This window comes from Sorangium sp. So ce1153 (assembly GCF_051521595.1).
Lineage (GTDB): Bacteria > Myxococcota_A > Polyangia > Polyangiales > Polyangiaceae > Sorangium.
Map to the genome: position 1 here is coordinate 1,761,945 of NZ_CP150361.1, position 14,540 is coordinate 1,776,484.

Annotated in this window: 10 protein-coding genes; 6 read left to right on the forward strand and 4 right to left on the reverse strand. The window is 71.3% G+C overall.

Annotated elements, in window-relative coordinates; all coding sequences use genetic code 11:
- Positions 1-199 precede the first annotated feature (199 nt).
- Complete coding sequence (locus tag WME85_RS06295) at positions 200-601, reverse strand: hypothetical protein (RefSeq protein ID WP_437836081.1); 402 nt, start codon at positions 599-601, stop codon at positions 200-202.
- A gap of 901 nt (positions 602-1,502) precedes the next feature.
- Between WME85_RS06295 and WME85_RS06300 the strand changes: the two genes are divergently transcribed.
- The 3 genes from WME85_RS06300 to WME85_RS06310 all read left to right on the forward strand — a co-directional run bounded on the left by WME85_RS06300 (position 1,503) and on the right by WME85_RS06310 (position 5,246).
- Positions 1,503-2,858 (forward strand): hypothetical protein, encoded by a 1,356-nt coding sequence (locus tag WME85_RS06300; protein WP_437836084.1) that lies wholly within the window; start codon positions 1,503-1,505, stop codon positions 2,856-2,858.
- A gap of 23 nt (positions 2,859-2,881) precedes the next feature.
- Positions 2,882-3,466, forward strand: a complete 585-nt coding sequence (locus tag WME85_RS06305; RefSeq protein ID WP_437836087.1) for a c-type cytochrome domain-containing protein — start codon at positions 2,882-2,884, stop codon at positions 3,464-3,466.
- A 70-nt stretch (positions 3,467-3,536) separates the two neighbouring features.
- A complete protein-coding gene (locus WME85_RS06310) occupies positions 3,537-5,246 on the forward strand; it encodes a delta-60 repeat domain-containing protein (RefSeq protein WP_437836089.1) in 1,710 nt (569 codons plus the stop codon).
- 263 nt (positions 5,247-5,509) lie between these two features.
- Here WME85_RS06310 and WME85_RS06315 read toward each other — a convergent pair whose 3' ends face one another.
- Positions 5,510-5,956, reverse strand: coding sequence for a hypothetical protein (locus tag WME85_RS06315; protein WP_437836091.1), 447 nt, complete (start codon positions 5,954-5,956; stop codon positions 5,510-5,512).
- A gap of 718 nt (positions 5,957-6,674) precedes the next feature.
- Between WME85_RS06315 and WME85_RS06320 the strand changes: the two genes are divergently transcribed.
- The gene (locus WME85_RS06320) at positions 6,675-8,789 is read left to right on the forward strand and encodes a lectin (protein WP_437836093.1); all 2,115 of its coding nucleotides are present in this window, start codon (positions 6,675-6,677) and stop codon (positions 8,787-8,789) included.
- A gap of 55 nt (positions 8,790-8,844) precedes the next feature.
- On the opposite strand, the gene WME85_RS06325 is transcribed toward WME85_RS06320, so the two are convergent.
- Positions 8,845-9,879, reverse strand: coding sequence for a zinc-dependent alcohol dehydrogenase (locus WME85_RS06325; RefSeq protein WP_437836095.1), 1,035 nt, complete (start codon positions 9,877-9,879; stop codon positions 8,845-8,847).
- Between the two features lie 241 nt (positions 9,880-10,120).
- Here WME85_RS06325 and WME85_RS06330 point away from each other — a divergent pair, with 241 nt between their 5' ends.
- Positions 10,121-11,635 (forward strand): xylulokinase, encoded by a 1,515-nt coding sequence (locus tag WME85_RS06330; protein WP_437836097.1) that lies wholly within the window; start codon positions 10,121-10,123, stop codon positions 11,633-11,635.
- Between the two features lie 87 nt (positions 11,636-11,722).
- On the opposite strand, the gene WME85_RS06335 is transcribed toward WME85_RS06330, so the two are convergent.
- Complete coding sequence (locus WME85_RS06335) at positions 11,723-12,637, reverse strand: hypothetical protein (protein WP_437836099.1); 915 nt, start codon at positions 12,635-12,637, stop codon at positions 11,723-11,725.
- Positions 12,638-13,291: 654 nt separating this feature from the next.
- On the opposite strand from WME85_RS06335, the gene WME85_RS06340 reads away from it, so the two are divergent.
- Positions 13,292-14,524 carry a peptide-N-glycosidase F-related protein gene (locus tag WME85_RS06340; RefSeq protein ID WP_437836102.1) on the forward strand — a complete coding sequence of 411 codons (1,233 nt, stop codon included), beginning with the start codon at positions 13,292-13,294 and terminating at the stop codon, positions 14,522-14,524.
- The last annotated feature ends 16 nt before the right edge of the window (positions 14,525-14,540 follow it).

A 14,540-nucleotide genomic window follows, 5' to 3' on the forward strand; every position in this document is an offset into this window, starting at 1 on the left:
CGGCCGCGGCGCCCTTGTGAGCTCTCCGATGCGCTCGGCTCGTACCATGGCCCGGCGAGACGGCGAGATGGCGGGCCTGCCCGTGCGGTACGTCGGCCTGCCTCGGGCTCGAGAAAGCGAACGGCATCACGACGGCTGCCCACGAAGGCTGCCGCGCCCGGCGCGAGGGGCGGAGCGGGGGATGGCAGAGAGAGGCGCCTCAGAAGGCGGCGTCGCGGAGCTTCGCCTTGTACTCAGCCTTGTACAGATCGTGGCAGGCCTTGCAGCTCGCCTTGGCGCCGTCGATATCGCCCTTCTTGGCCTTTTCCGCGCCATCCTTCGAGATCGCAACCCACTTGGGCATCCCGGGCGGCGGCTTCGCCGCCACGTGTTCCAGCGCCGCCGCGATCTTCGCGCCGTCGCCGCTCGTGGTCGCCGACTGCATCACCGTCTTCATCCAGCCCTGCATCGGACAGGCCTTCTGTCCTTTTGCACCGCAGCCAAAATCCTTCCCCTCGGCAACAGAACCGGGGACGTCCGCCGTCCCGCTCGCGGCCCACGCTGCGCCCGCAGAGCCAATGCCCACGCTCATCAACACCGCGCTCATCAGCTTCATGCTCATCGACATCCGACGTCTCCTGTCATGCAAGGAGCAAGCTCAGCCGAGCCATCGCAGCCCGGAGGAGCAGATTGTGAACGCTCACATTTTTGGCGTCAACCAGAATTGGCCGACGCGCGCCCATCCTCGATCCCGACGGGCGCGCAGCGGCGGCCAGCCGCGGGCGATCAACGCGGTCCGGCGTCCGCCGAGGTTGACGCGTCGCGCTGGAGGAGCCTCCGCCAGCCTTGCCCTCCCTCGAGCTCCGGGGGTACCCCCGCTGGCCCATCAATTGGCGTTGACATCGACTATGTGATCGTTCACATTCCCCTCGACAGGTATTCTTTTGCTTCGCCCCGGTGAGGCGTCCTGCGCACCGAGACCTTCGTCATCTGATGGGTCTCGGCACCGATTCCCTTCGGTCGGTTATCGCGCAAGCGGTCGCCGAGCGATGGTGCTTGGCGTTTTGCCAATTCCAATGCGCTGGAGACCACGACGACCCTCGCTTCGGCTGTCGTGAGTTTCAGGGTATTGTCCGCCGGAACTGTCCGAGATCCGGCGAGGCGGCTGGATGGCAACTCTGGGTGCGGCGCGACTCATGTTGCGGCGGGCTCTGCTCAGCCCCTCCTCGGGGGCACGGCGTCATCCCATCGGCCCCGTCCGGGATCAGGTGCTCCAGGCTCCATCTCACTGCGGGACCTGCTCTGGGTTGACAGACAAATTCTCTCTACGATCCGCCCCTGGAAGAGCGACGCCATGCCAGCAACTTGTCCGTGCATCCAAGGGGTCGCCTTCACTCCACAGGCTGCGGGAGCTCGTCCGGGTCCCCTGTAGGCTCACGCGCGTGCAAGCCCCGGTCGACGTCACTGCCGCTAGCGAGAGGCCCGTGCGCAAACCCATCAGAACCACAACACTGTTCCTTTCCATGAGCCTCTGCGGGCGCATCCTGCTCGGGCTCTCCGCCGCTGCCGCCGCGACGTTCGCGCTCGCGCCCGTGACGCTCGCCGCCCCCAAGGCGTCGAAGTCGGTCGCCGTTCGCATCGAGGGTCCCAACGCGGATGACATCCGCGAGGACATCCTCTCCATCGTGCCGGAGACGCTGGGGGTCGTGGAGCCTGACGCGTTCTCGAAGGCGCTGAAGAGCGCCGGCCAGACCAAGCCCGTCGGGGACGCGCTGGTGTCGAAGGCCCAGCGGAAGAAGGCCATCGACCGCATCCGCAAGGCAGGCAAGGCCGCCAGCGCAGAAGGGGTGATCTACGGCGTCTCGCGGACCAACAAGAAGAAGAAGAAAGAGGTCCACCTCGTCTACGTCGACGAGAACACCGGCGACCTCGCCGTGGACAGCGCGGTGCCGCTGAGCGGCTCGCGCGACGACCGCAAGAAGGCGCTGGAAGAGCTGCTCGGCCCGACGCTGGCGCAGATCGCGCCGCCGCCCGCCGCGGACGACGGCGACAAGGCGAAGGGTGAAGGCGAGGACGGCGCGGGCGAAGAGGAGAAGGGCGAAGGCGGCGACGAGAAGGACGAGGGCGACAGCGGGGCGGGCGACGAGGGCGGCAAGCGCAAGAAGAACGAGATCGGCTCGGCGCTCTTCTCGGTCGAGCTCGGCGTCGAATTCGTCGGCCGCTGGTTCGACTACTCCGATCCGCGCACGCGGAACCTCCGGCCCTACAGCATCTTCGGACAGCCAGCGATCTCGGTCTCGGGCGAGCTGTATCCGCTCGCGTCCACGAACATCGCGGTGCTCAAGGGCCTCGGGATCACCGCGGGGTACGCGCAGGCGCTCGGCCTCAACTCGGCCGTCGGCGGCGGCGACCCGATCAGCACCACCTACCAGCGCATCAACCTCGGGCTCCGGGAGCGGCTGTCGCTCGGCGAGAAGTCGGTGCTCGGGATCTCCGCCGGTCTCCGGTTCCTCACCTTCGAGATCGACGCGCCGGCGGACCTCGCCAGGACGGTGCCGAACGTCTCCTATACCCTGTTCCGGGCAGGCCTCGACGGGCGCTTCCCGGTCGGCCCGGTCGCGCTGGGGCTGGGCGCCGAGTACATCCTGCCGCTCTCGTCAGGCCCGGTCTACGAGCGGTTCACCGGGGCCAGCGTGCAGGGCATCGGCGCGCTGGCCGGGGTGATGATCCCGGTCGCGACCGGCATCGAGGCGCGCCTGCTCGTCGAGTACGCCCGGTTCTTCTCGTCGTTCCAGCCCGAGCAGGGCGACACGTACATCGCGGGCGGGGCCATCGACCAGTACCTGGGGCTCCGGCTCGCCGGAGCCTACGTCTATTGAGAGAGAGGTAGCACGTGACGTTCATGACTTCCCTTCACGGGCGCGCTGCGCTCACCGCGGGCGCCCTGCTGACCGGCGGCGCGCTCCTCATGAGCTGCGCTGGGACCCTCGACGACGACGAGTTCCCTCCGGACGAGCAGGGCAGCGGCGGCGGCGTCACCCAGGGGGCCAGCTCCCCCGCGGCGACCACGGGCGGCGACGCCGCCGCCACGACCGCGGCCGCGGGCGGCGACGCCGCCACCACGACCGCGGCCGCGGGCGGCGACGCCGCCACCACGACCGCGGCCGCTGGCGGCGAGCCGACCGGATGTGCCGAGGCACCGGCGCTGGTCACGAGCAAGTGCGCCACCGCGGGCTGCCACGACGCGAACTCGAAGCAGGCGGGCCTCTCGCTGGCCTCCGGGTGGGAGAACACGGCCCGGGGGCAGGCGTCCGCGTGCGGCGGCGGCGCCAGTGTGCTCGTCCCGGGCGACCCGGACGCCAGCTCGGTCTACACGAAGGTCACGGCGACCCCGCCGTGCAACAACCGGATGCCGCTCGGCGGCCAGCCGCTCAGCGACACCGAGATCGCGTGCATCCGCGACTTCATCGCCGCGCTCACGCCCTGAGGAGCTGAGCGAGCGTCGGGCGCTGGCCGCCTCGACGCGGTGCTGCCGCTGGCCTAGCCTCGGTCGTGCCGTGACCAGCACACCCCATCGAACCACCGCCGCCCTGGCCCGCCATGCCGCCGTCGCGGCCCTCCTCGGGGGCGCGGCGGCGCTCCTCGGCTGCCAGGCGATCCTCGGCATCGACGACGTGTCGCTCGACCCGGGCGCCGGCACCGGCGGCGGCGCCGCATCGTCGTCGGCGTCGTCCTCCGCCGCGACGAACGGCGGGGGACCGGGCGAGGGCGGGGGCGGGCAGGGGGGCCAGGCCCAGGGCGACTTCACGTTCGCGATCCAGTCGACCAAGGCCAACGTCCCCTACGACGGCGTCGGTCACGTCGAGGTGGCGATCACCCGCATCGCCGGCTTCGACGCGCCGGTCGAGGTCGCCGTGCAGGCGCCGCCGCCCGGGCTCGTCGCGCCGTCCATCACCATCCCTTCCGGCAGCACCGCGGGCAGGCTCGAGGTGGGCGCCACCGGGGCGCTCACGCTGGGGACCGCGTTCGACCTCGACCTCGTCGCGACCGCCGGCGGGACGGTGCGCACCGACAGCGTGCGCGCCGTCGTCACGGGCAAGCCCGGCACGCTCGACGAGAGCTTCGGCGCGGCGGGCATCTCCGCCTGGAACCTCGGCTCCGACGGCGGGGGGCTCTACGACATCCGGCAGACGGTGGGGGACAAGATCCTGACCGCCGGCAACAGCACCGGCGGCCTCGGCGGGCAGCAGCTCGAGGGCTTCCGGCTGCTCGGCGACGGCGCGCCCGACACGACCTTCGCGGGCGGCAGCGTGACGGACCGGTTCTGCGGTTGCACGAAGCCGCAGCGGATCAGCGGGATCAAGCGGCTCCTGAACGGCTCTATCGTCCTCGTCGGCGACGCGAGCGGGGCGAGCACGAACGACATCGCCTTGCTGCGCTACCGCGACGACGGGACGCTGGACAGCGTCGACTCGGCCAACACGGGCAAGGGGCTGATCGATCTCGGCGGCGAGGAGAGCGTCGCGGCCGTGGAGCTGTCGGCCTCGGAGCGGCTCCTCGTGACCGGCCAGCGCGACGGCGAGCTCTTCGTCGCGGCGATCAACCCGACCTACGGCTACGTCGATAACGGCTTCGGCACGGCGGGGTGGACCGCCCCGCCCGTGGGCGGCCCGAGCGCGGGCACGGCGCTCGCGAGGGGCGCGCGCGGCGCGATGCTGGTGGCCGGCTGGGTCGAGAAGGACGGCGACCGCGACGTCGTGCTGGTGGAGCTCACGCGGGAGGGGGCGGTCGGGGGCCTGGGGATGCAGCAGGTCTTGCGGGCTGGCAACCAGGAGCCCGTGGCCATGGCGGTCCAGCCCGACGGCGGCGTCCTCGTGGCCGCGCGGAGCGTCGAGGCGGGCAAGGACGACTTCCTCGTGGTGCGCTTCGGGCCGGACGGCGGCCTCGACCTGAGCTTCGGGCAGGACGCGCACGCGCTCGCCGGGCTGACGGACGGCGCTCCGGTCGACATGGCGCTCCAGCTGGACGGCCGCATCGTCGTCGCCGGCAACGTGGGGGAGTACGCGGTCAGCCAGCCGACCCTGGTGCGCTTCCTGCCCGACGGCACGCTCGATCCGACGTTCGGCGACAACGGCGTGCAGTCGCTCTTCCTCGGCGAGGAGGACTTCGTGCACTCGATGACCGTCGCGAACGACGGCAAGCTGCTCGTGGCCGGCATCCGGCAGACCTTCCCCACCTACGGCCTTGTCGCGCGGCTGTGGAACTGAGCGCGGAGGATTGTTGATCGACTGGGAGGCCGTGACATCCTTCGAGGTACTCGAGGGAACGAGGAAGGCCGGCTCCGAGGAGCACGAGACCGAGATCCTGGAGCTGCACTCCGACACGCCGATCTATCGATTCCTACGCGGGTGACGCGTCGTCGACAGACCGTCTTCCTCGAGGTAGGCGATTTCAACCTCGAGCACTGGCGCGGCCACACCGCGCAAGGGGAGCACGCGCTCCGCGTCACGCTGCGCTGGAGCGCCCCGGATCAGCGGGCCTGCGCGAGCAGCGCTTCCTTCATCCCGAGGTCGAGCAAGGCCGGTCGCACGAGCGCGAAGAGCTCGAACCAGACGCGATCGAACTCCGCCTCGGAGGGCGTCACGCCCTTTTTCGCCACCGATCGACGGCGTTCGATGATCCGGTCGCCGGCGCGGCACCGGATGCGCCGGACCGGAGCGTCGTCGATCGTGGACGCCCCGAGCTCCGCGGGCAGCCCCTCGAGCACGCGACAGAGCCTCTCGAACAGGGGAGGCGTCAACGGGAAGTCGTGGCGCGCCCTGGATCGCTCCTCGGGACCCGACAGCCCGATCCAGTGGCACCTCAACGAGCCACGACCCCCCGCGACAAGCGTGGCCTCCCAGCCCGCGAGCGACGCAGAGAAGCCGGGGACGAACGCGAGATCCACCCTCATGGCCGCGGCGTCTGGCTGACTCATCGCGCCCACCTTACCAGACTCTGGCTCCTCTTCTCGATCGGTAGCCCGGGGGTGCGGCGCCGAGTGGACGGCGTGCGCCATGGTGGGATGAGGGCGCCGTCTCCCTGGCTGTCGACGTCGCGCGGTCGTCACACGGGATCAGGTACACGACAACGTTGCAGCTCCGTCGATGCCGGCGTTCGCCCATCGAGAGCGCGGCTCGGCGCCGGGACGGCGGCGCGGCTGCGCCTCGAGTGAGGCGCTTTTGCGCCGCGCGGCGCCTCGAGTGAGGCGCTTTTGCGTCAGGCCGCGCTCGCCGACCTACCGCGCCGAGCAAAACAGGCACTGGTACGCCGACTGCACAGGGGCCGACTCGATTCTTCGGCTGGCGACGAGCAGATTCAGGCATGTCGCCGCTGGTTGATCAGAAAATTCTCGCCCTGTCGCAAGCGGTTGAGGATGGATGGAGCGCAGTCCATTGTTGACGAGCTGAGGCCAGCAATGGACCGAGAAGGCTGCCCTCGCGTGTTCAAATATGGAAATTCGTTGCGCACGTGGTCGAGCATGATAGGGAAAGCAGGCTCATCGGCGTAGCCGTGCGATCGCCGCCGATTGTCAGATTCCGTCGCGAGCCAGCCGGGCGAGCGCATTTGAGATGGGCGCCGAGGCGTCGCTTCAGGCTCGTCTGGGGTTGACCGTTCGGTGAGCACAACGGACCGCCAACATGGATGGGACGATCATGAGGAGACACGTGAGATCACGGTACTTGATGACCGGAGCGGCCGCGCTGGCGCTCCTCCCTGCCGCCTGCATCGGTGAATCCGGCGGGGACGCCGAGGTGATCGGCGCCGACGAAGCGCCGCTCTTGACGAGCGCCCCGGTGAAGGGCGTCGGGTCCGGGAAGTGCCTGGACGTGAAGGGGAGGAGCACCGCGGCAGGCACCGCGCTGCAAATCTACAGCTGCAATGGTGGGGACAACCAGGCCTTCACGTATACAGCCGCCGGCGAGCTCCGTGTCTACGGGACGACCAGGTGCGTCGAGGCGTCGGGCGGCGGGACCACCGCGGGCACCAAGGTGGTGATCGGCACGTGCAGCGGTCAGCCTCGCCAGAAATGGACGATGAACACGAACGGCACCATCGTCAGCCAGCCGTCCGGGCTGTGCCTGGACGTCGAGGGGCGGCGGACGACCGACAGCACCCCCGTGAATCTGTGGACCTGCAACGGCCAGACGAACCAGCAATGGTCGTGGCCGGTCGACGGAGACACCCAGCCGCCGACGCCCCCTTCTGGCCTGCGCGCCAGCAACGTGACGTGCAGCTCGGCGACGATCTCGTGGTCGGCGGCGACGGACGACTCCGGCGTCGCGTTCTACGACATCTACCATGACGGCCAGCAGATGACGTCGGTGAGCGGCTCCACGCTGTCGACGACCATCACCGTGATGCCGGGCGTGAGCTGGGGGGTCTACGTCAACGCGCGCGACGCCGCGGGGAACGTCTCCCAGGCGAGCGAGACGCTGCCGCTGGCGACGCCGCACTGCGAGGTCGACACGCAGCCGCCGACCGCGCCGAGCAACCTGACCGCGAGGGCGTCCGGGACCAGCGTGACCCTCCAGTGGAGCGCGTCGACCGACAACGCGGCGGTCACGGCGTACGACATCTATCGTGACAGCGCCAAGGTCGGCACGGTGGCCGGCACGGCCTCGAACCCCCCTCCGACGTCGTTCGTCGACAGCGGGCTGGCGGCGACGCGGGCCTATGCCTATCACGTGGTCGCGCGCGACGCGCAAGGCAATGTCTCGCCGGCGAGCGGCTCCGTCTCGGTGACCACGGGGGCGGCGTGCAGCTCGGCGGTCTGCGAGGTCGTCCAGGTGGCCACGGACAACGACGTTCCGTGGGGCCTTGTCGAGCTGCCGGACGGCTCGGTCCTCTACAGCCGGAGGGACGCGGACGACATCATCCGCCTCGACCCGGCCACCGGCACGAAGACCACGCTCGGCACGGTGCCGAACGTCGCGGGCACGGACGGCGAGGGCGGCCTGATGGGGCTGGCGGTGGCGCCGACGTTCAGCACCGATGGCTGGCTGTACATCATGCACACGTCGCCCACGGACAACCGGATCGTGCGGATCAAGGTCGTCGGCAACAGTCTCGACACGTCGACGGAGCAGGTGCTCGTCTCTGGCATCCTCCGCAACAAGTACCACAACGGCGGCCGGCTGCGGTTCGGGCCGGACGGCAAGCTCTACGCGTCGACGGGTGACGCTCAGAACGCGGCCCTCGCGCAGGACACGAGCAGCCTCAATGGCAAGGTCCTGCGCATGGAGACTGACGGCCGCGTCCCGTCGGACAACCCCTTCGGGAACCTCGTGTGGAGCTATGGGCACCGGAACCCGCAGGGGCTGGCGTTCGACTCCACGGGCCGGCTCTGGGAGCAGGAGTTCGGCAACAGCGTGATGGATGAGACGAACCTCATCCAGAAGGGCGGGAACTACGGCTGGCCGAACTGCGAGGGGACCACGTCGCAAGGCGGCAGCGGCTGCGGCACGTCGGGCTACATCGCGCCGAAGCTCACGTACCGGACCTCCGAGGGGTCGTGCAGCGGGATCGCGATCGTGAACGACGTCTTCTACGCCGCGTGCCAGCGGGGGACACGGATGGTCCGCGCGGTCATCAGCGGGAGCAGCCTCACCAGCGTGCAGCAGCTCTTCGTGGGGACCTACGGTCGCCTCCGCACCGTCGAGCCCAGGCTCGGCGGCGGCCTCTGGCTGACGACGACCAACACCGGGGACAAGGACAGCACCCCGAACAACAGCAACGAGAAGATCTTCCGCGTCATCCTCGGCGGCTGAGCGCGCCGCGCGGCCGGCCCGCGCACCCCGCGCTCCCCGCGCGGGGTGTTCCGGATCAGAAGGGCGAGTCGCCCTCTCCCGGGACGATGATCGACTTCAGCGCCCCGTCCTGGCAGTCGGCCTGCAGGCGGAAGCCCTCGGCGGCGTCCGCCAGGTCGAAGCGGTGGGTGACGATGGAGTCGACGTCCACCGCCCCCTCGGCGACCAGGCGGATCGCCCGCGGGTACACGTGCCCCATGCGCCGGGAGAGCTTGATCTTCAGCCCCTTGCGGCGGCACAGCGCCGCCGGCACCGCGTAGCGGTCGCCCTCGGGGATGCCCGCGAGCACGACCCGCCCGCCGATGCGCGCCGCCTCGGCCGCGTGGTGGAACCCCTCGGGCGAGTTCGTCGCCTCGATCACGAGGTCGACGCCCCGGTTGCCGGTCCACTCCGCGACGGCCGCGAACGAGGGCGCCGCGTCGTGCGCGCCCAGCCGGCGCGCGGCCTCCGCCCTGTAGGCGACGGGGTCGACCGCGAAGACGCGGTCGGCCCCCGCGAGGCGCGCGAGCTGGACCAGGCACAGGCCGATCGGCCCGCAGCCCAGCACCACCACGGTCTCCTGCAGGCGCGGCCGCGCCAGGTCCACCGCGTGGACCGCGACGCCCAGCGGCTCCAGCATCACGGCCCGGCGCACCGAGAAGGCGCGCGGGACCGGCACGACCTGATCGGGGTACACCGACAGCTGCTCCACCATGGCGCCGTGGAGCGGCGGCGCGCCCAGGAACTCCACGAAGGGGCAGAGGTTCACGTGGCCGCGATGGCACCACTCGCAGTGGCCGCAGGCGTGCGCGGGGTCGACGGCGACGAGCTGCCCCTTGGACAGGCCCAGCGCCGGGTAGTCCTGGGCGACCCAGCCAGCGAGCTCGTGCCCCGGCACGAAGGGGTTGTGGATCTGCGCCGAGCCGATCCCGCCCTCCAGGAAGTAGTGCAGATCGCTGCCGCAGATCCCGCAGCCGGCGACCCGGATCGTCACCATGCCCTCGCGCGGCGGCGGAGGCTCTACCTCGCCGAGCCGGACGTCCCGGATGCCGTGGATGAAGGTCGCTCGCACCGTTTCGGACTCCCCTTTCGCCATCGCGCCGGTACCCCGGCTTTCGCCATCGCGCCGGTACCCCGGCTTTCGCCATCGCGCCGGTACCCCGGCTTTCGCCATCGCGCCGGTACCCCGGCTTTCGCCATCGCGCCGGTACCCCGGCCGCTCCGGGTTGCACAATTGTCCCGGCGCGACTCGCACTGTAGTCTGCCTCCGTGATCGCTTGTCAATCCTGCCTTCCGGTTCGCTGACGGGCGCCATGCGAGCCGACCTCGTCCTCGGTATCGACCTGAGCACCACCGCCGCCAAGGCGGTCGCCTTCGACGTCCAGGGGCGCGTGCAGGCCGCCGGCCGGGCGCCGCTGTCGCTGGCGCGGCCGGCGCCCGAGCGGTTCGAGCAGGATCCGCGGGACTGGTGGGTCGCCCTTTGCCGGGCGGTCGCGGAGGTCACCGCCGCGGTGGACCCGGGCCGCATCGCGGGGCTCGCGATCGCGCACCAGCGCGAGACCTTCGCCTGCCTCGACCGCGGCGGCGAGCCGCTGCGCCCCGCGATGCTGTGGCTGGACGGGCGCGCGCGCGGGCAGCTCGGCGCGCTGGTCGGCCGCATCGGGATCGACCGGCTGCGGGAAGTGTCCGGGAAGGCTGCGGATTTCGGCCCGGCGCTGCCGAAGATCGCCTGGCTGGCCGAGGAGGAGCCGGAGACCCACCGGCGCACGGCGCTCTTCTGCGACGTGCAGGCGTATCTGGTGCAGGCGCTGACGGGGCGCGCCCGCACCAGCTGGGCGAGCGCCGACCCGCTCGCGCTGTTCGACATCGTCGCGCACCGCTGGTCGGAGGAGCTCTGCGGCGCCGTCGGGATCGCGCCGGACCGGCTGCCGGAGGCGCTGGCCCCCGGCGCGCCGCTCGGCGCCGTGTCGGACGCCGCCGCGGCGGCCACGGGGCTGCGCGCGGGCACGCCGGTGCTGGCCGGCGGCGGCGACGGCCAGGTGGCCGGGCTGGGGGTCGACGCGCTGGACCCGCGGCGCGCCTACCTGAACCTCGGGACGGCCGTCGTGTTCGGCGTCTGGAGCCCGGAGCCGCGGCAGGACCCGGCCTGGCGCACGATGGTCAGCGCCTCGGGCCGCGGGTATGTGCTGGAGAGCAGCCTGCGCAGCGGGGCGCTGCTCTCGGACTGGTTCCTGCGCCGGCTGCTGGGCGTCGAGCCGCGCGACAGGGGCGCGATGGCCGCGATCGAGGCGGAGGCGGCGTCGCTGCCGCCCGGCAGCGACGGGCTGCTGCTCTTGCCCTACTGGGAAGGCGCGATGAACCCCCACTGGGACCCTGACGCGCGCGGCGCGATCCTGGGCCTGACGGAGGCGCACGGGCGCGGGCACGTCTACCGCGCCCTCATCGAGGGCGTGGCCCTGGAGCAGGCGCTGGTGCTGGACCTGATGCGCGGCGGGGCAGGGATCGAGGTGGCGGAGTTCGCCGCGGTGGGGGGGGTGGCGGCCAGCGATCTGTGGTGCGCGGTGATGGCCGACGCGACGGGCGTGGTCCTGCAGCGGTCCGAGACGGTCGAGGCGGCGTGCCTGGGCGCGGCGATGTGCGCGGCCGCGGGGGCCGGGCTGGCCGGGAGCATCGAGGCGGCCGCGAAGGCGATGCGCGGGACGGCGACCGCGACGTTCCGTCCCGACGCGGAGCGCCGGCGGCGGTATGCGGAGCTGCTGGGGATCTACAGGGACGTGTATCCGCAGCTCTCCGGGGTGATGCGCCGCCTGTCGGCGTTCGCGAGGTAGCGGGCGCGGGCCCTCGCCGCAGCCGGCTTCAGGCAATTTCGAGCTCGGATCGGAGGAGGGGATGTCTCGGGCGCCGTGATGGCTCGTTCAGCTCAGCCCGTCGAGCACCTCGGCGAGCGAGGCGGCGACGCTGGCCCGCTCGAGCCACCGTTCCAGGGTCTCCGGATCCTTCTCGGCGAGGATGCGCTCCCGCGCGGCGTCCGGCACCGAGATGCCGCGAGCTCGGAGCACGGTCAGCACGGCATGCGCGGCCGCCCCGGTGCGGCCCTCCTTCCGCTCCTCGGCCCGAAGGTTCCGCTCGTACTCCTCGAACCACGCCCGGATCTCTGCGCTCACCTCGTCCTCCTTGTCGGTCGCCGGCTCCTGGGTTCCGAGCCGGAAGTGTACCAGCAGCGGCCTGGCGATGCTCTTCTCCCAGGCATCGTCCGGCAGCGCCGCCAGGTCGGCCAGCGCCTCGCGCAGGAGGCGGCCTGAGCCGAGCAGCCGGAGCAGCAGCGTCGCCCGCGTCCGGGGCAGCTCCGCGAGCACCACCACGCGCATCACCAGGCCCGGCACGGCGTGGTAGACGCCTGCTTGCACCGGTTCGCAGCGGTAGGCGTCAAGCACCGTCTCGGGGCGCCCCGGGCTGATGACGACCAGCGCAGGGAAGTCCACCGCCGGCTGCGACGGCGCGTCGGCGTCCTCGTCCGGCACGACGGCGCCAGCAGCAGAGCGGGCGCGGCGTTCGAGCTCGTGGTGCCACGTCAGCTGCTTGCGCAGGCACCGCCGGACCTGACGGAGGCTCGGCGTGCTGCGGAACGGCTCGAACAGGCTCGGCTCCGCAGCGAGCTCGCCGAGGAGGCCCATCCTGGCGCGCTCTGCCTCCCGTGCGGGATCAGGCACGCTGTAGACATCGATCTTCTGGGTTGCCGCCAGCACCTCGACCTCGGTCTCCGCCGCCGAGACGAGGCTCAGGCCGTCGCGCAGCAAGTTCTTCGCGAACTGGTCGGAGCGGTTGTGCATTGGTGCGCGAATCTAATCCATCATGGCGGCATGAGCCACCATGGATCGGTGTATAAAATCCAATCAAAAAGTCGCAAAAAGCGCCGCGACTATCGGGCTGTGCCCGTAACGCGTCATGAAACCAAAAGCACTTACCGACGGGGGTAGTCAATCGTGCGGGATTCGTCGTCGGTGGCGTGAGATTTTTTGCGGTCGCCTCGGGGAACGAACGCTACATGGGTGCCCCAACGGAGAGGGGATACCCGCGACGGCCGCGGTCGTGGACGTTGGTTGGCGTCGAGCAGTCGGGGGGCCGGAGCAGTCTCAGCGGCGGAACACGGAGGAGAAGCGGTCGGCGGGGGTGACGATAACGTGATCGGCGACGGGTACACCGCGCAAGCGCGCGGCGTGCTCGACGGCGTCGCCGCAGACGCGTGGCCGGATGTGCTCCAAGGCCCGTAGTCTGGACGGGGCGGGTGCGAAGGACGGTCGAATCGCTCCGAGAGCACCGATCTCGGTCCTCGCGGGCGGTCGAACTGCCCCCGGCTATCCATTTGTCGAGGCCGTGACCGAACCGAGCCGCCCGACCGCGTCGGGATCGCCTCGCGGCAAGCAACGGCCGCACCCGCGCGTCGCCGAGCCGCGCGCGGCGCCGCCATGGTGTAGGATGAGACCATGCGGTCGACGCGCGCCCTCCTCCCGCTGACCGTCGTTGTCTTCGCGGCCGCGTGCGGCGGCAGCGGGGCCAGCGCCGGGAGCACCACGGGCTCGGGCGAGGCGAGCGCCGGGAGCACCACGGGCTCGGGCGGGGCCAGCGCCGGGAGCACCACGGGCTCGGGTGGGGCCAGCGCCGGGAGCGCCACGGGCTCGGGCGGGGCCGCCTCCAGTGGCGTGGGCGGCGTGGGCGGCGCGGGCGGCGCAGGCGGCGCCGGGGGTATGGTCGAGGGACCAGGCACCGACACGACGGTGATCCCGTTCGCCAGGACGCACTTCTACTTCACGAGCGACGACGACCAGCGCGTGGTCGACGCGCCGGCGTCGTTCCCGAGCACCGGCACGTACGAGAGAGTCACCTTGCACCTCTCGCTCGAGTGCCCGTCGGGCGGCTGCGACCCATGGAGTCGCCTGGCGTCGCTCGGCCTCGTCACGGCCAAGGACCCCGCGGGCGACACCTTGATCGAGCTGATGCGCTTCGTCACACCCTACCATGTGGGCGCGAGCTGGGATCTCGACGTCACCGACCTGCGCCCGCTGCTCGCCGGCGAGGTCACCCTGCGCGCCTTCGTCGATACCTCGGTGGGGCCGGGATCGCCGTACGGCGACGGCTGGCTGCTCACTGCCAGCTTCGAGATGAAGGGCGGCGTGCCCGCGAAGATCCCGGTCGGCGTCATCCCGGTGTGGGGCCCACGCCGCGTTGTCTACGGCGACCCCGCCAGGCCGATCGCCGGGGCGGCTCCGCTCGCCGACGTCCCGCTCCCCGTGGGCGCCTCGTCCTACGCCCTGCGCTCGTTCATCACCGGCCACGGGCAGGGAAACGCCGGCAACTGCGCCGAGTTCTGCGAGAAAGAGCATACCCTCACGGTCGGCGCCGCGCCCCACACCGAGATGATCTGGCGTGACGACTGCGCCACCACGGCCGCGCCCGGTCAGCAGGGCACCTATCGCTACGCGCGCGCCGGCTGGTGCCCGGGCGCCGACGTGCGGCCCTGGACCGTCGATATAACGGCCGACGTCGCGGGGACCGGGGCAGCGAAGGTAGCGTACGACGTCGCTGGGTACGAGAACACCTGTCGGCCCGACAGCACCCTGTGCGATGGGTGCACGCTGGGGTCCGGGTGCACCTACGACGGCGCGACCCACACGGAGCCGGGGTACGAGCTGTCGACGGTGCTGATCGGGTACCGATGACCGTCGCGTCGAGGGG